The organism is Rhodococcus sp. 14-2496-1d (assembly GCF_002259365.1).
Taxonomy (GTDB): domain Bacteria; phylum Actinomycetota; class Actinomycetes; order Mycobacteriales; family Mycobacteriaceae; genus Rhodococcoides.
The window spans coordinates 145,257-164,183 of the sequence record NZ_NPFV01000027.1; the positions used below are offsets into that span (position 1 = coordinate 145,257).

General features: G+C 66.1%; 18 protein-coding genes. 16 read left to right on the forward strand and 2 right to left on the reverse strand.

Annotated features, from left to right (window positions below; genetic code table 11):
- The first annotated feature begins 186 nt into the window (after positions 1 to 186).
- The 5 genes from CH296_RS19640 (at position 187) to CH296_RS19660 (ending at position 6,387) form a co-directional block, all read left to right on the forward strand.
- A complete protein-coding gene (locus CH296_RS19640) occupies positions 187 to 1,365 on the forward strand; it encodes a Xaa-Pro peptidase family protein (RefSeq protein WP_176459079.1) in 1,179 nt (392 codons plus the stop codon).
- A 2-nt stretch (positions 1,366 to 1,367) separates the two neighbouring features.
- The gene (locus CH296_RS19645) at positions 1,368 to 2,693 is read left to right on the forward strand and encodes a PLP-dependent aminotransferase family protein (RefSeq protein ID WP_254924277.1); all 1,326 of its coding nucleotides are present in this window, start codon (positions 1,368 to 1,370) and stop codon (positions 2,691 to 2,693) included.
- Positions 2,690 to 3,886, forward strand: a complete 1,197-nt coding sequence (locus CH296_RS19650) for a M20 family metallopeptidase (RefSeq protein WP_094631092.1) — start codon at positions 2,690 to 2,692, stop codon at positions 3,884 to 3,886. The genes CH296_RS19645 and CH296_RS19650 overlap by 4 nt, the downstream gene beginning before the upstream one ends.
- A gap of 114 nt (positions 3,887 to 4,000) precedes the next feature.
- Entirely contained in the window at positions 4,001 to 5,431 is a 1,431-nt protein-coding gene (locus tag CH296_RS19655; protein WP_230596658.1) for an MFS transporter, read from the forward strand.
- Positions 5,431 to 6,387 (forward strand): D-2-hydroxyacid dehydrogenase, encoded by a 957-nt coding sequence (locus tag CH296_RS19660; protein WP_094685560.1) that lies wholly within the window; start codon positions 5,431 to 5,433, stop codon positions 6,385 to 6,387. The genes CH296_RS19655 and CH296_RS19660 overlap by 1 nt, the downstream gene beginning before the upstream one ends.
- A gap of 4 nt (positions 6,388 to 6,391) precedes the next feature.
- Here the strand turns inward: CH296_RS19660 and CH296_RS19665 are convergent, their stop codons facing one another.
- Positions 6,392 to 7,543: an NADH:flavin oxidoreductase/NADH oxidase gene (locus CH296_RS19665; RefSeq protein ID WP_176459071.1), complete on the reverse strand. Its 1,152-nt coding sequence runs from the start codon at positions 7,541 to 7,543 to the stop codon at positions 6,392 to 6,394.
- 113 nt (positions 7,544 to 7,656) lie between these two features.
- On the opposite strand from CH296_RS19665, the gene CH296_RS19670 reads away from it, so the two are divergent.
- The 11 genes from CH296_RS19670 to holA all read left to right on the forward strand — a co-directional run bounded on the left by CH296_RS19670 (position 7,657) and on the right by holA (position 18,323).
- Complete coding sequence (locus CH296_RS19670; protein ID WP_094685561.1) at positions 7,657 to 8,934, forward strand: glutamate-5-semialdehyde dehydrogenase; 1,278 nt, start codon at positions 7,657 to 7,659, stop codon at positions 8,932 to 8,934.
- A gap of 45 nt (positions 8,935 to 8,979) precedes the next feature.
- Positions 8,980 to 9,861, forward strand: a complete 882-nt coding sequence (locus CH296_RS19675) for a MoxR family ATPase (protein WP_094685562.1) — start codon at positions 8,980 to 8,982, stop codon at positions 9,859 to 9,861.
- 1 nt (position 9,862) lies between these two features.
- Positions 9,863 to 11,278 (forward strand): VWA domain-containing protein, encoded by a 1,416-nt coding sequence (locus CH296_RS19680; protein WP_094631094.1) that lies wholly within the window; start codon positions 9,863 to 9,865, stop codon positions 11,276 to 11,278.
- A gap of 107 nt (positions 11,279 to 11,385) precedes the next feature.
- Entirely contained in the window at positions 11,386 to 12,099 is a 714-nt protein-coding gene (gene nadD / locus CH296_RS19685) for a nicotinate-nucleotide adenylyltransferase (protein ID WP_045194641.1), read from the forward strand.
- Positions 12,096 to 12,485 carry a ribosome silencing factor gene (gene rsfS, locus CH296_RS19690; RefSeq protein ID WP_032394567.1) on the forward strand — a complete coding sequence of 130 codons (390 nt, stop codon included), beginning with the start codon at positions 12,096 to 12,098 and terminating at the stop codon, positions 12,483 to 12,485. The genes nadD and rsfS overlap by 4 nt, the downstream gene beginning before the upstream one ends.
- On the forward strand, positions 12,482 to 13,135 hold the full coding sequence (locus CH296_RS19695) for a histidine phosphatase family protein (protein ID WP_094647556.1): 654 nt from the start codon (positions 12,482 to 12,484) through the stop codon (positions 13,133 to 13,135). Before rsfS ends, CH296_RS19695 begins: the two co-directional genes overlap by 4 nt.
- Positions 13,122 to 13,871: a diglucosylglycerate octanoyltransferase gene (gene octT, locus CH296_RS19700; protein ID WP_094685563.1), complete on the forward strand. Its 750-nt coding sequence runs from the start codon at positions 13,122 to 13,124 to the stop codon at positions 13,869 to 13,871. Before CH296_RS19695 ends, octT begins: the two co-directional genes overlap by 14 nt.
- A complete protein-coding gene (locus tag CH296_RS19705) occupies positions 13,868 to 14,716 on the forward strand; it encodes a DegV family protein (protein WP_094647560.1) in 849 nt (282 codons plus the stop codon). Before octT ends, CH296_RS19705 begins: the two co-directional genes overlap by 4 nt.
- A 109-nt stretch (positions 14,717 to 14,825) precedes the next feature.
- On the forward strand, positions 14,826 to 15,707 hold the full coding sequence (locus tag CH296_RS19710) for a ComEA family DNA-binding protein (protein ID WP_094631098.1): 882 nt from the start codon (positions 14,826 to 14,828) through the stop codon (positions 15,705 to 15,707).
- The gene (locus CH296_RS19715; protein ID WP_094685564.1) at positions 15,704 to 17,296 is read left to right on the forward strand and encodes a ComEC/Rec2 family competence protein; all 1,593 of its coding nucleotides are present in this window, start codon (positions 15,704 to 15,706) and stop codon (positions 17,294 to 17,296) included. The genes CH296_RS19710 and CH296_RS19715 overlap by 4 nt, the downstream gene beginning before the upstream one ends.
- A gap of 52 nt (positions 17,297 to 17,348) precedes the next feature.
- Positions 17,349 to 18,323 carry a DNA polymerase III subunit delta gene (gene holA / locus CH296_RS19720; protein WP_032394759.1) on the forward strand — a complete coding sequence of 325 codons (975 nt, stop codon included), beginning with the start codon at positions 17,349 to 17,351 and terminating at the stop codon, positions 18,321 to 18,323.
- A 129-nt stretch (positions 18,324 to 18,452) separates the two neighbouring features.
- Here the strand turns inward: holA and rpsT are convergent, their stop codons facing one another.
- On the reverse strand, positions 18,453 to 18,713 hold the full coding sequence (rpsT, locus tag CH296_RS19725) for a 30S ribosomal protein S20 (protein WP_027497522.1): 261 nt from the start codon (positions 18,711 to 18,713) through the stop codon (positions 18,453 to 18,455).
- Positions 18,714 to 18,927 lie beyond the last annotated feature (214 nt).

Consider the following 18,927-nt stretch of genomic DNA (forward strand, 5'->3'; position numbering starts at 1 on the left):
TTGCGAACCTCTCGCGCCAGCGCTTAGCCTGATTGTCAACAATCTACTAAAACGACTTCCTTGAAGGGGGTGCCCGTGAACGACTCACCCGACGCCGCCTACGTCACCGCACTCGGACCCGACGAGACCACAGGACGGGCCGCTCCAGGCCTGGCTCGGTACCCCGATGTTCCGAACAGCACGCCGATCACCTTCACCGACGAGGAGTACGCCGCCCGGCTCGCTGCCGTCCGAGAGCGGATGGCAGCGCAGAACCTCACCGCGCTCATCGTCACCGATCCCGCGAACCTGTACTACCTGCTCGGCTACAACGCCCTCTCCTTCTACACCCCGCAGATGCTGTACGTGCCCCTCGACGGAGAGATGTACTTCTTCGCCCGCGAGATGGACGCCAACGGCGCGTTTCGGACGTCATGGCTGCCGCAGGATCGAACGTTCGGCTACCCCGAAACATTCGTACAGCGCAAGGACACCCACCCGTTCGTCTGGGTCGCCGCAAAGCTGCGGGAACTGGGACTGGTGAACAACTTCGAGCACGGCCAGGTCGGGTTGGAGATGGACTCGTACTACTTCAGCCCGAAGGCATTCGAGGCACTGGTGAAGTCGCTACCCGAATACCGCTTCACCGACTCCTACGAACTGATCAACTGGGTGCGAGTGGTCAAGTCGCCGGCGGAGATCGCCCTGATGCGCGGTGCCGCCCAGGTGTGCGAGTCGGCGATGTCGGCCGCATACCGGTCGATCTCGGTCGGTGAACGGCAGTGCGACGCAGCTGCTGCCATCATGAACGCACAGGTACGCGGCACCGAGGAGTTCGGCGGCGACCACCCCGCCATCGTCCCGATGCTGCCCACCGGTGCCGGAGCCGACACCCCTCACCTGACCTGGTCGCATCAGCGCTTCGTGCGGGGCGAGACCACCGTCGTCGAACTGGCCGGAGTGTTCCGGCGCTACCACGTCCCGATGGCGCGCACCATCGTTCTCGGAAAGCCAAGTCCACGTTTGGATTACCTCGCCAAGTCCACCGGGGAAGCCCTGAACGACGTGCTCGCAACCGTACGGGCAGGCGTCACCGCCACCGAGCTGGCGCAGGTGTGGAACACCAGCCTGGCCAAGCACGGACTGCACAAACCGTCGCGCATCGGCTACTCGATCGGCATCGCCTACGCACCCGACTGGGGTGAGCGCACCGTCAGCCTGCGCACCGACGACGAGACCGTACTCGCCGAGAACATGACGTTCCACATCATCGGCGGAATGTGGATGGACGACTACGGATACGAGGTATCCGAGGCCGTTCGTGTCACCGAGAACGGCCTCGAAACCTTCACCGCATACCCCCGAGAACTACTGACGAAGGAGTGAGCATGACCGCCACCGCACAAGGTCGCCCCGCAGGCTCCACTCCTGCCACCCATGGTCGTTCCGCAGGCTCCACTCCTGCCATCCATGGTCGTTCCGCAGGCTCCACTCCTGCCATCCCCTGGGCACTACGAACCGACAAGCTGGTGGGATCGGTGATCGATTCGTCGACATCGCTCCTCGCCGCGCAGAAACACGACATCGTTCGATTCGCCATGGGATCTCCTGCAGCCGAGACCGTCCCGGCCGCTGCGTTCACCGAGATCGCCGGCAGCGTACTCACCGCGGACGCATTCGATTACGGTGCCACCGAGGGTGATCCGGGTTTGATCGACGCGTTGCTCGCATACCTCGACTCGGTGGGCGAACCCACGATCGAGGAGCGGGTGGTGATCACCTCAGGCGGAATGCAGGGCCTCGACATCGCGTGCAAGCTGTTCATCGACCCGGGCGACCTGGTGATCGTCGAAAGTCCCACGTACACCAACGGAACTGCCACCGTACTCAGCTACGGAGGTGACATTCTCGAAGCTCCGATGGACAGTGACGGCCTCATCGTCGAGGCGTTGCCCGAGCTCGTCGAGCGCGCAGGTCGAGTGCCGAAGATGATCTACGTGATTCCCAACTTCCAGAACCCGTCCGGGGTCACCCTGTCGCTCGAGCGGCGTCAGCTGCTCATCGAGCTGGCACACCGGTGGGGATCGGTCATTCTCGACGACGATCCGTACGGCCTGCTGCGCTTCTCGGGGGATCCGATTCCCAGTTTCGGCACGCTCAGTCCGAACGACCCGTTGATCTTCTCGGTTCGGACCTTCTCCAAGATGATCGCTCCAGGACTGCGAGTGGGGTGGGTGGACGCCGCCCCCGAGGCTCGGCAACTGATCGTCAACGCCAAACAGGCCATGGACACATGCACCAACCTGCCCGGTCAGCGGATGGTGGCCGAGTACATCCGGCGCGGCCTGCTCGACGAGCATCTTCGATCGTTGGCCTCGGTGTACCTGCCCCGCAAGGTCGCGATGCAGAACAGCATCGAGAGGTACTTCGGCGAGTCGATGTCGACGACGGATCCCGAGGGAGGCTTCTTTCTCTGGGCGACGTTGCGCGGCAACGATGTCGACTTCTCGACGCAGGACCTGTTCGAGACGGCGCTGGCCGAGGGCGTGGCCTACATACCGGGGCCGGCATTGTCGGTGGGTGGGAAGTTCCACGACTCGTTACGGCTGTGCTTCGCCTCGTCGACGCCCGAACGTATCGACGAGGGGATCAGGCGGCTGGCGGCAGCGGTGGAGAAGTCCAAGCATCTGCTCGCCTCCGATCCCACCCGATGACCGTCTCGGATTCCGAACGCGCTCTGCTGGATTCGATCGACGAGCACGAGATCGTCACTCTGACAGCGGCATTGATCGACGCGGGCGGCGAAAACCCCGGCGACACGGAGGAGAAGACCGCAAAGGTCCTTGCCGAGCACTGTCGCGCACTGGGATTCGACGTTCGAACCGTCGAGGTGGTTCCGGGTCGGCCCAACGTCATCGTCTCGATCGGATCCGACGATCGCCCGGGAGTCCTCTTCGTCGGGCACTCGGACGTGGTCCCCGCGGGAACGGGCTGGACCACCGACCCCTTCTCCGCCGTGGTTCGAGACGGCCGCATCGTCGGCCGCGGGGCCTGCGACATGAAGGGCGGCCTCGCCGCCGTCGTGGCCGCGATGACCGCGGTGCAGCGCGCCGGTCTTGCCGACGAGCATCCGATGACGTTGGCGTGCCTGGTCGACGAGGAGGACACCGGTCTCGGCATCCGAGCGTTCGTGGCCGACCCACCACTGCGGAACCACAGCCACTGCGTGGTGGCCGAGCCGACGGATCTGGTAACCATTGTCGGTTGCCGAGGCGCCGCCAATCTGGAGATCGAGATTCGCGGCCGCTCCGCACATGCGGGACAACCTCGTAACGGAGCCAATGCCATAGCGGCTGCAGCGCGCATCATCGCGATCATCGAAGACTGGCAGATCGAGCTGGACGGCAAACCCGACCCCGAGTTGGGCCCCGCCACCTGGAACGTGGGAACCATCTCCGGTGGGACGGGAACCTCGATGGTCGCCGATCGCTGCACGCTCACCATCGATCGGCGACTGCTTCCCGGCGAGCGCGCCATCGATGTCGTCGACGAATTGCGCTCACGTATCGAAGCAGCGGATGTGACCGGATCCGGTATCGAGGTGACAATCGACGTCGCGATGGAGATGCCCGGCTTTCTGACCAGCGCAGACAGCGGATTGGTCAGCACCGCAGTGCAATCGGTCCTCGACACCGGATCTGCGAGTTCGACTGACATCTGGACTGCTTCGTGCGATGGTGGTTTCGTGGCACAGCAGATGGGTATCGGCACCGTCGTGCTCGGTCCGGGGGAGATCGAAAACCAGGCACATCGGCCGGACGAATCCGTGGCCGTGCGGCAATTGACCGACAGCGCAAGGGCGTACGCGTTGATAGCCACCAGAATCGCTGCGCCACCTGGTCTTTAGCTTCCGAGAAGGGGGTTGGCCGAAAAGCGCGTTCCGGTTGGCCGTACAGTCGAATGCTGCGAAGTACCACACCGACGCTCCATGTTGTTCACAAAAGCGAGAGGTATTTCGACCGTGACCGAAAATTCAGGGTCGGCATCCACGCCGACCGGATATCCACCGAGCACTGACACGCTGAGCCCGAACGAGACGAAGATCCTGCACCGAGCGATCGGCGGATCGGCGCTCGGAAACGCAGTCGAGTGGTTCGACTACGCGGTGTACGGCTATCTGGCCGTGTACATCGCCGCGAACTTCTTCCCGTCCGAGGACGGGGGCGCAAGCCTGCTCTCCACTTTCGCCGTGTTGGCCGCGTCGTTCATCATCCGCCCCATCGGCGGCATCGTGCTCGGCCCACTCGGCGACCGCATCGGTCGTCAGAAAGTCCTCGTGCTGACCGTCTCGATGATGACGTTGGCCACGGCGACGATCGGTGTGCTGCCGACATTCGACACCATCGGCATCGCCGCACCGTTGTTGCTGCTCGTCTGCCGATTGGTGCAGGGCTTCTCCACCGGTGGTGAGTACGGTGGTGCAGCAGTGTTCATGGCCGAGTACGCGCCGGACAAGAGGCGCGGATTCTTCGGATCGTTCCTCGAATTCGGCACCCTCGCCGGCACCGTGGGCGGTGCCACCCTGTGCACCCTGCTCAACGTCGCGCTCGGCGACGAGACGATGGAGGCCTGGGGCTGGCGCATCCCGTTCCTGGTCACTCTGCCGCTGGGCATCGTTGCACTGTGGTTGCGGACCCGCCTCGAAGATTCTCCGGTGTTCGCCGAGGCCAAGGAGGACGGCGGCACGGTCGACGAGGGTGCGGGCGGAGCGATCACCTCGCTCAAGGCCACCATGACGTACTGGCAGCGGATCCTGATCCTGATGGGATTCGTGTTGCTGCTGAACATCGCCTACTACACGGTGCTGACGTTCTTGCCCTCGTATCTGAGCGACACGTTGGGCCACAGCACGACTCAGTCCAACTTCACTCTCGTGGCCATCATGATCGTCATGATGGCGATCATCAACCCCATCGGCGCTCTGTCCGACCGAGTGGGCCGAAAGCCGTTGCTGCTGGCGGCCTGCGTCGGGTACTTCGTGCTCAGCGTTCCGCTGTTCCTCCTGATCATCAACACCGGACTGATCGGCCAGAGCATCGGCCTGCTCGGTCTCGGAGTGTTGCTGGTCATCATGTGCTCGTGTGTGTCGTCGACCCTGCCCGCGCTGTTCCCCACTCAGGTGCGCTACGGAGCGTTCGCCATCGGATACAACGTCTCGACGGCGCTCTTCGGCGGTACCGCTCCGCTGATCCTGACGTTCCTCATCGAACGGACCGGCTCGAACCTGGTCCCGGGCTGGTACATGATGATCGCGGCGGCCATCGCCTTCGTGCCGATTCTGCTGATGCCGGAAACCGCAGGCCGTTCGCTGCGCGGAACCCAGTGCCCCGGCGACAACGACGACGAGGTGGCCGCGTCCGGCGTCGAACTCGTCGGCTACAAGAAGAAGTAGTGGCACCGGTACTCGTCGTTCTGCACGCCGGCGACCTCCCCGACGGGCTCGACGCCGTCGCGGAGGTCGCCGACGTCCGGTACGCCACTGCCGACACCCTCGGTGATGCGGTCGACGGTGCCGACGCGTTGTTGCTGTGGGACTTCTTCTCCTCCGCAGTCGAATCGGCATGGCCGCGCTGCAGTTCGCTGAAGTGGATCCACATCGCCGCCGCAGGCGTCGACTCGTTGATGTTCGACGATCTGGTCGAATCCGATGTGGTCGTCACCAATTCGCGGGGAGTCTTCGACCGACCGATCGCGGAGTTCGTACTGGCCCAGATTCTGGCGTTCGCCAAGGACTCCGAACGCTCACGTGCTCTGCAGCTTTCGAAGGTCTGGCAGCACCGAGAGACCGAGCGCATCGACGGTGCCCACGCGATGATCGTGGGCACCGGCGCGATCGGCCGCGCGATCGCGAGCCTGCTGAGCGCGGTGGGAATGTCGATCTCGGGTGTGGGTCGAACGGCACGAGAGGGCGACCCAGATTTCGGCACCGTCTGTGGCAGTGCCGATCTCGCGGCTCGAGTAGAGCGTGCCGACTACCTGGTGCTGGTCGCCCCGCTGACCGATCTGACGAGGGGGATGGTCGACGATTCGGTGCTGGCCGCGATGAAGCCCGGCGCGCGGGTGATCAACGTGGGCCGCGGGGAGTTGCTCGACACCGAGGCACTGCTGGCGCACCTGGCCACCGGGCACATCGCAGGTGCCGCACTCGACGTGTTCGAGACCGAACCGCTCTCGGCCGACCATCCGTTGTGGACGGCCGAGAACGTGATCGTCACACCGCACATGAGCGGTGACGCGTCGGGATGGAAGCTGCGACTGGCAGAATTGTTCGCCGACAACGCCCACCGGTACTTCCGCGGCGAACCGTTGCTCAATGTCGTCGACAAGAAGCTCGGCTTCGTGGTCTGAGGTCTCAGTAGGCCCGCTCGTACTGCGGTGCCACGGCCGGGAGCATCTCGACGCCGAGTTCTCGGGCGGCGCGCCGCGGCCAGTACGGATCCCGCAGTAGCTCGCGCGCCAGCAGCACGGCCGTCGCCTCGCCCAGCGAGACGATGTCCTCCGCCTGCTTGGGTTCGGTGATCATGCCGACCGCGGCAGCGGGCATGGTCGTCTCGTTCTGGATGCGCCGCGCGAACGGAACCTGGTAGCCGGGACCGACCGGAATCTTGGCGTGCACGTTTCCGCCGGTCGAGGTGTCGACCAGATCCACCCCGTGCTCGGTGAGGATCTGCGCCAAGGCCACCGTCTGATCCGACGTCCAGCTAGGAGCCTCCAATGCGGGCGTGCCCTCCCCACCGGGTCGTTCCGCAGACTCCACTCCTGCAGCATTCTCGGGCTCGTCGAGCCAATCCGTCGCCGAGAGGCGAACGAAGACCGGAAGCTCGGCCGGCCACACCTCACGCACCGCGTCGACGACCTCGATCAGCAGCCGCGTGCGACCCGAGAAGTCGCCGCCGTACGAGTCGGTCCGCGTGTTGCTGGCGGGGGACAGGAACTGGTGCAGCAGGTAGCCGTGTGCGCCGTGTATCTCGACAACCCGGAATCCTGCTTTCAGCGCGCGCTGGGCGGCAGTCCGGAAGTCGTCGACGATCTTCGCGATGTCCTCGGCTGTGGCCTCCCTCGGGGTCGCGTAGTCACCGAACGCAACCGCGCTCGGGCCGACGGTCTCCCAGCTTCGGGGATCCTCGGCGGGCAAGGACTTGCCACCCGACCAGGGAGCCGCGGTCGACGCCTTGCGGCCCGCGTGTGCCAGCTGGATACCCGGCACGGTTCCGAAGGATTCGATCTCGGTGACGATCGCCGCCAATGCGTCGGCCTGAGTGTCGTTCCAGATACCCAGGTCCGACGGGCTGATGCGACCCTCGGGGCTCACCGCGGTCGCTTCGGTGATGATCAACCCGGCACCGCCGATCGCCCGGCTCACCAGGTGGGTGCGATGCCAGTTGCCGGCGACACCGACACTGTCACCCGCCTCGTCGGCCGAGTACTGGCACATCGGTGCCATCCACACCCGGTTCGGGAAGGTGACCTCACGCAGGGTCAGAGGCTCGAACAGCGCACTCACAAGTGGTTCCTCCGGTCTTCGGGCGGCGTCGACGGTCGGTCGACGATCTTCACGCTGTGCTGCAACGACGCGGCGATGCAGCTTCATTCCCGGCCCCTATTAGTGTGTAGTTCATGACAGCTTCCGTCTCGGCCGAACCGGTGACCACGACTGCCGACGAGCGAGAGAACGTGCACGCCGCAGCCCGCCGAGCGCGCACCGCATCACGCGCGCTCGCGCTGCTGACGACTGCAGAGAAGGACGCTGCGCTGCATTCCGCGGCCGACGCGGTCGTCGCTGCAGCGGAGTCGGTACTCGCCGCGAACGCAGTCGATATCGAGAACGCGCGAGCGGCCGGTACCGACGAGGGGCTGCTGGACCGCCTGCGGCTGACCGCGTCGCGCATCGACGGCATCGCCGCCGGTCTGCGACAGGTGGCCGGGCTGCCCGATCCGATCGGCGAGATCATCCGTGGTTCGACGCTGCCCAACGGGCTGGAGATTCGGCAACTGAGAGTTCCGCTCGGCGTGGTGGGCATGGTCTACGAGGCTCGGCCCAACGTCACCGTCGACGCGTTCGGTCTCGCGTTCAAGTCCGGCAACGCGGTGCTGCTTCGTGGTTCGTCGTCGGCGGCACGGTCCAACGCGGCACTTGTCGAGGCACTGCAGGGAGCGTTGCGCGGTCACGGTCTGCCCGAGGCCGCGGTGCAACTTCTCGGAAGCGCCGACCGTGCCACGGTCACCCACCTCATCCAGGCGCGCGGACTGGTGGACGTGGTGATCCCGCGCGGTGGAGCAGGACTGATCGCTGCGGTCGTGCGCGACGCAACGGTCCCCACCATCGAGACCGGCGTCGGAAACTGCCACGTGTACATCCATGCTTCTGCCGATCCGGAGACGGCCGAGAAGATCGTGCTCAACGCCAAGACCCGACGGGTCAGCGTCTGCAACGCCGCCGAGACCGTGTTGGTGGACTCCGCGATCGCCGGGACCATGGTGCCCCGGCTGCTCCAGGCGTTCCAGATGCACAGCGTCACTGTGCACGGGGACCTGCCCGGGCTCGTGCCTGCGCGCGACGAGGACTGGTCGCAGGAGTATCTCTCCCTCGACATCGCGCTGAAGGTCGTCGGCGGTATCGACGAGGCGATCGAGCACATCGACCGATACGGCACCGGCCACACCGAGGCGATCGTCGCCGCCGACATCGGTGCCGCGCGCGAGTTCACCCAGCGGGTCGATGCGTCCGCGGTGATGGTCAACGCGTCCACGGCGTTCACCGACGGAGAGCAATTCGGCTTCGGTGCCGAGATCGGTATCTCGACTCAGAAGCTGCACGCGCGTGGACCCATGGGATTGCCCGAATTGACCTCGACCAAGTGGACCGTGTGGGGCGACGGACACGTCCGAGACTGACACCCCTCGAAGTACCGGCCAGACCCGATCATCAGGAGCTGTGACATGGATCGTGCCCTACCGACGACACCCCCGCTGTTCGCCAGCGTGGACGACGTCCAGAGGCGCCTGGCCGAGACGGGCTATCTGGCCGACAAGGCCACCGCCACCTCGGTGTTTCTCGCCGATCGCCTCGGCAAGCCGCTGCTGATCGAAGGTCCGGCGGGAGTGGGCAAGACCGAGTTGGCCCGTGCCGTCGCGCAGACGACCGGGGCCGAACTGGTGCGGCTGCAGTGCTACGAGGGTGTGGACGAGGCTCGCGCGCTGTACGAGTGGAACCACGCCAAGCAGATCCTGCGCATCCAGTCCGGTACCGCGGCCGATTGGGACTCGACCAAGCTCGATGTCTTCTCCGAGGAATTCCTGTTGGCGCGGCCGCTGCTGCAGGCGATTCGTCGTACCGATCCCACGGTTCTGCTCATCGACGAGACCGACAAGGCCGATGTCGAGATCGAGGGTCTGCTGCTCGAGGTGCTCAGCGACTTCGCGATCACCATTCCCGAACTCGGCACGATCGTGGCCGAGCGGACGCCGTTCGTGGTGCTCACCTCCAATGCCACCCGTGAACTGTCCGAGGCCCTGAAGCGTCGCTGCCTGTTCCTGCATATGGACTTTCCCGACGCCGACCTCGAGCGTCGGATTCTCGCCAGCAGGGTTCCCGAACTGCCCGAGGCCGTCGCCGAGCAGATGATCAAGACCGTGCGGGTACTGCGCGCGATGCAGCTCAAGAAGTTGCCCTCGGTGGCCGAGACCATCGACTGGGGACGCACTCTGTTGGCGCTCGGTATGGACACCCTCGACGACGATGCGGTTCGCTCCACACTCGGTGTGGTGCTCAAGAATCAGTCGGACCAGGTCCGCGCGGCAGCCGAACTCCGGCTCAACTGACATGCAGGCCCCGCACGGAATTCCCGGTCACCTCGTCGGTTTCGTCGATGCGCTGCGTCGGCGTGGAATTTCGGTCGGGCCGTCGGAGACGGTCGATGCCGGACGCGTCCTGTCGGTTCTCGACCTGCTCGATCGGGAGGCCGTGCGCGAGGGTCTGGCCTGTGCACTGCTGCGCCGGCCGACGCATCGCGGAGTCTTCGACGCCCTGTTCGACCTGTGGTTTCCGGTGGCATCGGGCACCAGGGACTCGGGGCAGATCGATACCGCGTTGCCTCGCACCGACGCCGGCGACGTCGACATCGATGCGCTCCGCGAGCTGTTGGTGGATCTGCTCTCGGACGACTCGGCCGAGGCCGCGGAGTTGACCCAGATGCTGGCTGCGCAGATGGTCGAGGAACTCGGACAGTACAAGTCCTCCAACGGGCCTTCGTTCTCGGCGTATCAGGCCCTGCGCGACGTTGCGCCCGAAACGTTGCTGCGCAAGATTCTCGACGGATTGCTCGGGCGCAGCGAAAACGCGCCCGATCGCCCCACCGACGACTACGAGTCCGAGGTCGCCAAACGCACTGCCGCGCAACGTATCGCAGACCTACGCAAGATGGTCGAGAGCGAGACGAGGCGTCGTTCGGCAGAGAAGCTGGGCCGTGAGCGGGTAGCGAGCTACGGGGTGCCCAAGCTCGCCGAGGAAGTCGACTTCCTGCGGGCCTCGGACACCGAGATGGCGGCGCTGCGGCGTAACGTCACCCCTCTCGCCCGGCTGCTGGCGTCGCGACTTGCGGTGCGGCGCAGCCGAAGCAGACACGGCTCGATCGATCTGCGTCGCACGCTGCGCAAGTCGATGTCAACCGGCGGCGTCCCGATCGACCTGGTCGAGCGCAAGCCTCGGAGAGCACGCCCCGAACTCGTTGTGCTGTGCGATGTCTCGGGCTCGGTGGCAGGATTCAGCAATTTCACTCTGCTGCTGGTGCATGCACTACGCGAGCAGTTCTCGCGCGTGCGCATCTTCGCGTTCATCGACTCCACCGACGAGGTGACGCGATTCTTCGATTCCGGTTCCGATCTCGGAGCCGCGATGAGCCGAATCATCGGCGAATCCGATCTCGTGACGTACGACGGACACTCGGACTACGGCCATGCACTGACGACGTTCGACGAGAAGTACGCCCATGCGGTCACCAGTCGCAGTTCGGTGCTGATTCTCGGTGACGCCCGCACCAACTACCGCGAGCCGAAGCTGCCGGCGTTGGCGCACATCGTGTCGGTGGCCAAGCATGCGTACTGGCTCAATCCGGAACCGAAATCGCAGTGGGGTTCCGGCGATTCGGCGGCCAAGGTGTACTCCGGCGTGATCGCGATGCACGAGTGCCGATCGGCTCAGCAGCTCGCCACCGTGGTCTCGCGTCTGCTTCCGGTGTGAGGCGTGTGACGCCCAGCGGCAACCCGGACGTAGAATCGGCGGTTGTGCAGCGCGAATCCGAACCCGGCGACGATACCGGTAGGCAGTCCGTCCGCCGTTTGGGCGTGATGGGCGGCACCTTCGACCCGATTCATCACGGGCACCTCGTCGCCGCCAGCGAAGTGGCGAACAAGTTCGCTCTGGACGAGGTGATCTTCGTCCCCACCGGAAACCCGTGGCAGAAGGAAGGCAAGTCGGTCAGCCCGGCAGAGGATCGCTACCTGATGACCGTCATCGCGACGGCGTCCAATCCGAGATTCTCGGTCAGCCGGGTGGACGTCGACCGGGAGAAGTCCACCTACACCGTCGACACCCTGCGCGATCTGCGATCGCAGCATCCCAATGCCGAGCTGTTCTTCATCACCGGCGCGGACGCGCTCGAGTCGATCCTCACGTGGCAGAACTGGGAGGAGTTGTTCGAGCTCGCCAAGTTCGTCGGCGTCTCGCGTCCCGGGTTCGAGCTCGGCGTCGAACATCTGGCCAACCACCTTCGATCGCTACCCGCAGACACTCTCACATTGATGGAAATCCCTGCACTCGCGATATCGTCGACGGACTGTCGACTTCGAGCCGGTGAGAATCGGCCGGTCTGGTACCTCGTACCGGACGGCGTCGTGCAATACATCTCGAAGAGGAATCTCTACAGACCACGAGGCGCTCAGCGTCTCGACGGATCCGTCACCATGTCGGAACCAGCGCCCCAGAAGAAGCAACCGGCAGGGTCGGTCACCAGCGCAATGACCGAGAACCCGAGCCATACGAGTGGGAGTACACCGAAGTGACTGCAACAGCCGAAGCCGCCGAGATGGCGCGGATCGCCGCGCTCGCAGCCGACGACAAACTGGCCGGCGACGTGGTGATTCTGGACGTCTCCGATCAGCTCTACATCACCGATTGCTTCGTCATCGCCTCCGCGCCCAACGAGCGTCAGGTCAACGCGATCGTGGAGAACATCGAGGACCAGCTGCGTGAGGCCGGACACAAGCCGGTCCGCCGCGAGGGCACCAGAGAAGGCCGTTGGGCGCTGCTGGACTACTCCGACATCGTCGTGCACGTCCAGCACAACGAGGAGCGGAACTTCTATGCGCTCGAGCGGTTGTGGAAGGACTGCCCGACCATCGAGGTTCCCGGTCTCGGACAGCATCCGGCTCCGGAATCGGAGCAATGATCAGACGGCTCATCCTGCTTCGGCACGGTCAGACGGAGTACAACGCCACCGACCGCATGCAGGGTCAGCTCGACACCGATCTGTCCGAGCTCGGCCGCAGCCAGGCGAAGACGGCCGCCGCCGAGCTGGCGACGCGTGATCCGATCAGGATCGTCTCCTCGGATCTGCGGCGAGCTCTGGACACTGCGACCGCGCTCGGAGACGCAGCCGGTGTGGCGGTGTCGACGGACGAGCGTCTGCGCGAGACCCATCTCGGTCAGTGGCAGGGGCTGACCCACACCGAGGTCGACGACATCGCTCCCGGGGCACGACCGGCCTGGCGCGCGGACGCCACCATTGCCCCACCCGGTGGGGAGAGCCGCATCGACGTTGCCCGACGCAGCGTGCCGCTGGTTCGTGAACTCACGGCAGGCGTCCCCGAGTGGGGTGCAGGCGGCAGCGAGCGACCGCTCGTCCTCGTCGCGCACGGAGGTCTGATCGCGGCGCTCACCGCCGCGCTGCTCGATCTACCGACCGATCGCTGGCCGGTACTCGGAGGCCTCGCGAACACCAGCTGGGTTCAGCTCGGCGCGCACGGCCCCGGCGAGAACCCGTCCTGGCGACTGGACGTGTGGAACGCCTCCGCGCGGGTGGCCAGTGACGTCCTCTGAGACGGCGCGGCCCGCGCTGCTCGTCCTCGCGGACTCGTTGAGCTACTACGGACCCGAGGGCGGACTGCCCGTCGACGACCCGAGACTGTGGCCCAATCTCGTTGCAGCGGAACTGGATTGGACGGTCGAGTTGGTTGCGCGCATCGGCTGGACGAGTCGTGACGCGTGGTGGGCCCTGACCCAGGATCCGCGAGTGTGGGCAGCCATTCCCCGTGCCGGTGCCGTCGTGCTCGGAATCGGCGGCATGGATTCGCTCCCGTCACCGCTGCCGACTGCGCTCCGGGAGCAGATCAGATACGTCCGACCGCCTGCCCTGCGGCGCGTGGTTCGCGCGGGATACCAAGCGGTGCAACCCGTTCTGTCGCATCTCGGTTGGCCCGTCGCGCTGCCGCCGCGGCTCAGCGTCGAGTATCTGGAACAGACCCGTGCGGCACTGGCGTACGTGCGTCCCGAACTTCCCGTCATCGGAACCTATCCATCGGTGCACCGCTGCGATGCGTACGGCAAGGTGCACTCCGGTCGCGAACCCGCCGTCCGCGCACTGCGTGCGTGGAGCTCGGACAGGAACGTCCCCATGGTCGACCTCGCCGACGCCGTACGACCGAACATCGAGTCCGAGGACGCGAACCCCGACGGCATCCACTGGGGATGGGACGCCCACATCGCAGTCGCCGATGCGATGCTCGAGGTGCTGCGACCCGTCGCCGCCGCCCGATCGACGACCGAAACGCCGTGACCGTCGCCGTCGTCACCGACTCCTCCTCCTGCCTGCCGGCCTCACTCGCCGCAGAGCGAGGCATCACGCTGGTGCCACTGCACGTGCTGGTCGACGGAATCGACCACCGTGAGGGTATCGACGAGATTCCCGATCAGTCCTCTTCGGGCAAGCAGGTGACCACTGCGGGGGCCTCTCCGGGTGAGCTCACCGAGGTCTACGCCGCGGCTCTCGAACGCAGTCGAGGTGCCGGTGTGGTGGCACTGCACATCTCTCGGGGACTGTCGAGCACCTGGGAAGCTGCGCGCCAGGCCGCAGATCACGTGGGCTCGGCCGTCCGAGTCGTCGATTCCGCCTCGGCCGGAATGGGACTGGGCTTCGCAGTGCTGGCTGCGGCAGCCACCGCCGCCGGGGGAGCAGAACTGGACGCGGTGTACCGCGACGCCGTCGCCGCGTCGACGACGTCGCGATGCTTCATCGTCGTCGATCGACTCGACCACCTGCGACGCGGCGGTCGAATCGGTGCCGCTGCCGCATTGCTCGGCACGGCGCTGGCGATGAAGCCGGTCCTGCACATCACCGACGGCAAACTCGTGTTGCGGGAGAAGACGCGGACCTCGTCCAAGGCGCTGACCAAGCTGGTCGATGCAGCCGTCGCTGCCGCGGAGGAGGTCGGTGACGAATCGGGGGTTGCGCTCGCGGTGCACCACATGCAGTGCCCCGAGCGGGCCGAGGACGTAGCCGCGATGCTGACCTCCCGGATACCGCATTCGACCAGCATCGACGTCTATCCTTTCGGTGCCGTTCTGGGTGCTCACGTAGGCCCGGGCGCGGTCGGTGTCGTCGTGGCGTCCGGACGTCGATAGGCGCGTCGCGTCCCGCGTTCATCCACAGCCTCCGGGTTCGTGCACAGGGCAGTCTGCGACCTGCAGTCCTCGGTGAACGAACGGATCGTGCGCACTAGCGTCCTCGAGCATGGGCGGCAACGACGATCGGGCGCACACGGTGGCGCGATTGAACTCCGTGCGCAGACAACACGATTCCTCCCGCGATCGTGCCGTGCCCGAGGGCGTGCGACCCGACGCCGAGTCCACGGATCCGGATTGGCTGCTGCCGGAAGCACAACGAGAAGGTGCCCCGTGGTCGGCCCTGCTGCCGGCGCGGTGGCGATCCGCCCGCGTGAACCCGGGGAAACAGGGGGCGCTGGCGATGGCGGCGGCCGGAGTCTTCGTCGTGCTGGTCGCGGGATTCGCGGTGGCCAGGGACGCACCGAGTCCCGCACCGGCACCACCCCTCGCTGTGGTCGCGACCGACAGCTCGGACACCGATGGCACGGTGGATACCGATGGCACGGTGGATTCTGTGCCGACCGCCGAGGCCGAACTCGTGGTGAGCGTCGTCGGGCTCGTGACGCGTCCCGGATTGGTTCGGCTGCAACCGGGTTCGCGAGTTGCCGACGCGCTGGCCGCGGCAGGCGGCGCTGTCGAGGGTGCCGACCTGCTGGCGCTCAACATGGCCGCGCGAGTCGCCGACGGTGATCAGGTCGTCGTCGGCGTCGTGCCGCCCGAGGCAGCTCCACCGGTCAGCAGTACGACATCCGAGATCGAGGCATCGACAGACGGTAGCGGCGTACCGGCCGGGGTCGGAGGTTCCGCGCCCGGCGGGACGGTGGACCTCAACGCCGCGACCGTGGCAGAACTGGACGCGTTGCCCGGGGTAGGGCCGGTCACCGCGACTTCGATCGTGAAGTGGCGAGAGATCAACGGCCGCTTCACATCCGTGGATCAGTTGTCCGAGGTGGACGGCATCGGGCCCGGCAGACTGGCGAAGATCCGCGACCTGGTGCACGTCGGATGACCACCGGTGCCGCGTCCGCCCCTGCGCCACAGACCGAGGATCTTCTGCCGTTCGACGTGCGACTGGTTCCGGCCGCTGCGGTGTGCTGGTCGATCACCGCGGTCGGAATTCTCGGAGGACCCGCTGCTGCCCTGGCTGCTACCGCCTCGGCGGTTGCGGTGGTCCTGCTCCTCGCGGTGGCACTGCACGGGTTGTCTGCTCGGCGTGCCTGGCCGGGTCCGAGTCGGTCCGGTGCGGCGGCGGTGATCGTGCTGGCGCTGTGCTTCGGGGGAGCGATCTGGCTTCAGATGCGCTCGCTGGCAGAGCATCCCGTGGCGGCGGCGGCAGAGAACCGAGCCTGGATCACCGCGACGATGCGGCCGGCGGAGGACCCGCGCCGTCTGACGGCTCCCGGGCCCGCGACCGTGATGGTGAAGGCCGCGATGACGCGCGTCGACGTGGGCGGCGAGGCGTGGAACGTCGGTGGAATGGTGTCGATCATCGCACCGGAGTCCAGTTGGTCGGCATTGCTGCCGGGCCAGGTGGTCACCGTGCGGGGCAGGCTCGGCGAGCCGATTCGGTCGGACATGACCGTGGCCGTGATCCGCACTTCGGGTCCGCCGGTCACCGTGGACGAGCCTGGAACGATCTCTGCTGCGGCCGGCACTTTCCGATCGAATTTGGCTGTGGTGGCGCAGAATTCGATGCCACCCGATCGTGCGGGTCTGCTGCCCGGTCTCGTGGTCGGCGACGTGTCGCGGCTGGACGAGACGGTATCGGACAATTTTCGGGCGGCAGGCCTCACACATTTGACGGCGGTGTCCGGAGCGAACTTCTCGATCCTGATCGGTGCGATTCTGTTGGTGTTGCGAGGTGTCGGGGTCGGACCCCGCACCACGGTCGCGGTGGCGTTCGTCGTACTCATGGCGTTCGTGATCGTGGCCCGGCCGTCGCCGAGTGTGCTGCGGGCGGCAGTGATGGGGTCGATCGGCTTGGTGGCGTTGGTCACCGGCAGGCGCAGGCAAGCGGTACCGGCACTGTGCGGTGCGGTGTTGGGGCTGCTCGCGTGGTGGCCGAGGCTCGCGGTGGACGTCGGGTTCGTGCTGTCGGTGTTCGCCACCGCCGGGCTCGTACTCGTCGCTCCGATCTGGGTCGACTGGCTTCGGGCCCGTGGCTGGCCGAGAGCTGCAGCGGAAGTGGTGGCGGTCGCCGCGGCAGCGCACGCGGTGACGGCGCCGATGGTCGCGGCCGTGTCAGGAACGTTCAGCGTAGTGGGAGTGGCCGCGAACGTGCTGGTGGCACCGGTCGTCGCTCCGATCACCGTGGTGGGCTTTCTGACGGCCGTGACCGCCACCGCCAGCACCTCGCTCGCGGAGCTGATCGCGCAGTTGGTGTCGGCACCGCTGTGGTGGCTGATCACGGTGGCAGAGAGTGCCGCGTCGGTGCCGGGCGCGGGCGTCGTGGTCCCCGATGGCGTCGGGGGCGCAGCACTGGCAGCGTTCTCGACGACCGCGCTGCTGACGGCGTTGCGTTTCAGGGTGTTTCGATGGACGGCCGCAGCCGTGGCGATGGCGACACTCGCGATGTGGACGGCGCACGTTCTCTGGTGACCGCTCGGTCTTCGAGCGGATGCTCGCAGTGTCGGTCGCACATGGCACGATCATGGTCGTGACTTCGAGTGTGGCTCCTCTGCATCTGGTCCTCGGCGACGAGGAACTTCTGATGGATCGCGCGGTAGCCGCGATCGTGGCTCAGGTGCGTGCGAATGCTGCGATTCCGGGGGAGGACCTGCCGGTCACGCGGTTGCGCACCGGTGATGCCAGTGCCCCGGAACTCGCCGAACTGCTCAGTCCCTCGCTGTTCGCCGAGGATCGCGTCGTGGTGCTCGAGGCCGCGGCCGAGGCAGGCAAGGACGCTGCTGCTCTGGTACTCGACGCCGCTACCGATCCGCCCGAGGGTGCAGTGGTGGTGGTCATGCACTCCGGCGGCGGCCGGGCCAAGGCGATGGTCGGTGCGCTGCAGAAATGCGGTGCTCAGGTGCACGAATGCGCCAAGCTCACCAAGCCCGCCGAACGTATCGACTTCGTGCGCGGAGAGTTCCGTACCGCCGACGTCCGGGTGAGCGGCGACGTGATCGAGGCGGTCGTCGAGTCGGTGGGCAACGAACTTCGCGAATTGGCTTCGGCCTGTTCGCAGTTGGTCTCCGATACCGGGGGCAAGGTCGATCTCGCCGCGGTGCGTCGGTACTACTCCGGCAAGGCCGAGGTGTCCGGGTTCGACGTCGCAGACAAGGCGGTGATCGGAGACCGAGCCGGCGCGCTGGAGGCTCTGCGGTGGGCCATGCACCGGGGCGTGGCGCACGTGTTGCTCGCCGACGCGTTGGCCGACGCCGTCCGCACGATCGCGCTGGTGGGTTCGGCGGGCCGCGGCGACCCGTTCCGCATGGCAGGGGAGTTGGGCATGCCGCCGTGGAAGATCAAGAAGGCGCAGGGTCAGGCGCGCGGGTGGAACGGTCGATCCATCGCCCAGGCGCTGCGTGTGGTGGCGCAGTTGAACGCCGACGTCAAGGGTCAGGCAGCGGACGCGGACTATGCAGTGGAGAAAGCGGTGGCCGAGGTCGCATCACTGGGCAGGTAGCGTCGACCGACCGCAGAGCGCAGGACAGGCACAGCGCAGTACAAGCCCTGCGCACTGGAAGTTCGGCGCACGAGAAAGCCCGCCGCGTCCTTCTCGGATGCGGCGGGCTTTCTCGAGCTCAGAGAGTTATCAGAGCTTGTTGACTGCGAGAGCCAGTGCCGACTTCTTGTTGGCTGCCTGGTTCTTGTGGATGACGCCCTTGCTGGCGGCCTTGTCGAGCTTGCGGCCTGCATCGAGAAGAATCTCGGAAGCCTTGTCCTTGTCGCCCGCAGCCTGTGCCTCGCGGAACGAGCGGATGACGGTGCGAAGGGAGGACTTCACCGACTGGTTGCGCAGGCGTGCACGCTCGTTGGTGAGAATCCGCTTCTTCTGGGACTTGATATTGGCCACGCGTAAAATCCTTGTCGTCTTCGTCGGTATTCCGGTCAGGGCGATCCATGCTGGAATGCCCGAAGTCTGCTGCTGAGCGTTGGAGCCCTGCGCCGAAGATCGAGAATACCAGCACGATCGGCCAGAACCCAATCCGGACCGGGGTGACGATGCGTTTCAAGAAATTAACGCTTCTACCGCGCCTAACTCCTGTCTCTGTAGCAACATGGCCAGA

Excerpts from the sequence above, each read along its gene's own strand:
- CH296_RS19645 (WP_254924277.1), top strand. The coding sequence starts at position 1,368 with ATGACCGCCACCGCACAAGGTCGCCCCGCAGGCTCCACTCCTGCCACC.
- CH296_RS19650 (WP_094631092.1), top strand. The coding sequence starts at position 2,690 with ATGACCGTCTCGGATTCCGAACGCGCTCTGCTGGATTCGATCGACGAG.
- CH296_RS19670 (WP_094685561.1), top strand. The coding sequence starts at position 7,657 with ATGACAGCTTCCGTCTCGGCCGAACCGGTGACCACGACTGCCGACGAG.
- CH296_RS19675 (WP_094685562.1), top strand. The coding sequence starts at position 8,980 with ATGGATCGTGCCCTACCGACGACACCCCCGCTGTTCGCCAGCGTGGAC.
- CH296_RS19680 (WP_094631094.1), top strand. The coding sequence starts at position 9,863 with ATGCAGGCCCCGCACGGAATTCCCGGTCACCTCGTCGGTTTCGTCGAT.
- nadD (WP_045194641.1), top strand. The coding sequence starts at position 11,386 with ATGGGCGGCACCTTCGACCCGATTCATCACGGGCACCTCGTCGCCGCC.
- CH296_RS19695 (WP_094647556.1), top strand. The coding sequence starts at position 12,482 with ATGATCAGACGGCTCATCCTGCTTCGGCACGGTCAGACGGAGTACAAC.
- CH296_RS19710 (WP_094631098.1), top strand. The coding sequence starts at position 14,826 with ATGGGCGGCAACGACGATCGGGCGCACACGGTGGCGCGATTGAACTCC.
- CH296_RS19715 (WP_094685564.1), top strand. The coding sequence starts at position 15,704 with ATGACCACCGGTGCCGCGTCCGCCCCTGCGCCACAGACCGAGGATCTT.
- holA (WP_032394759.1), top strand. The coding sequence starts at position 17,349 with ATGGTCGTGACTTCGAGTGTGGCTCCTCTGCATCTGGTCCTCGGCGAC.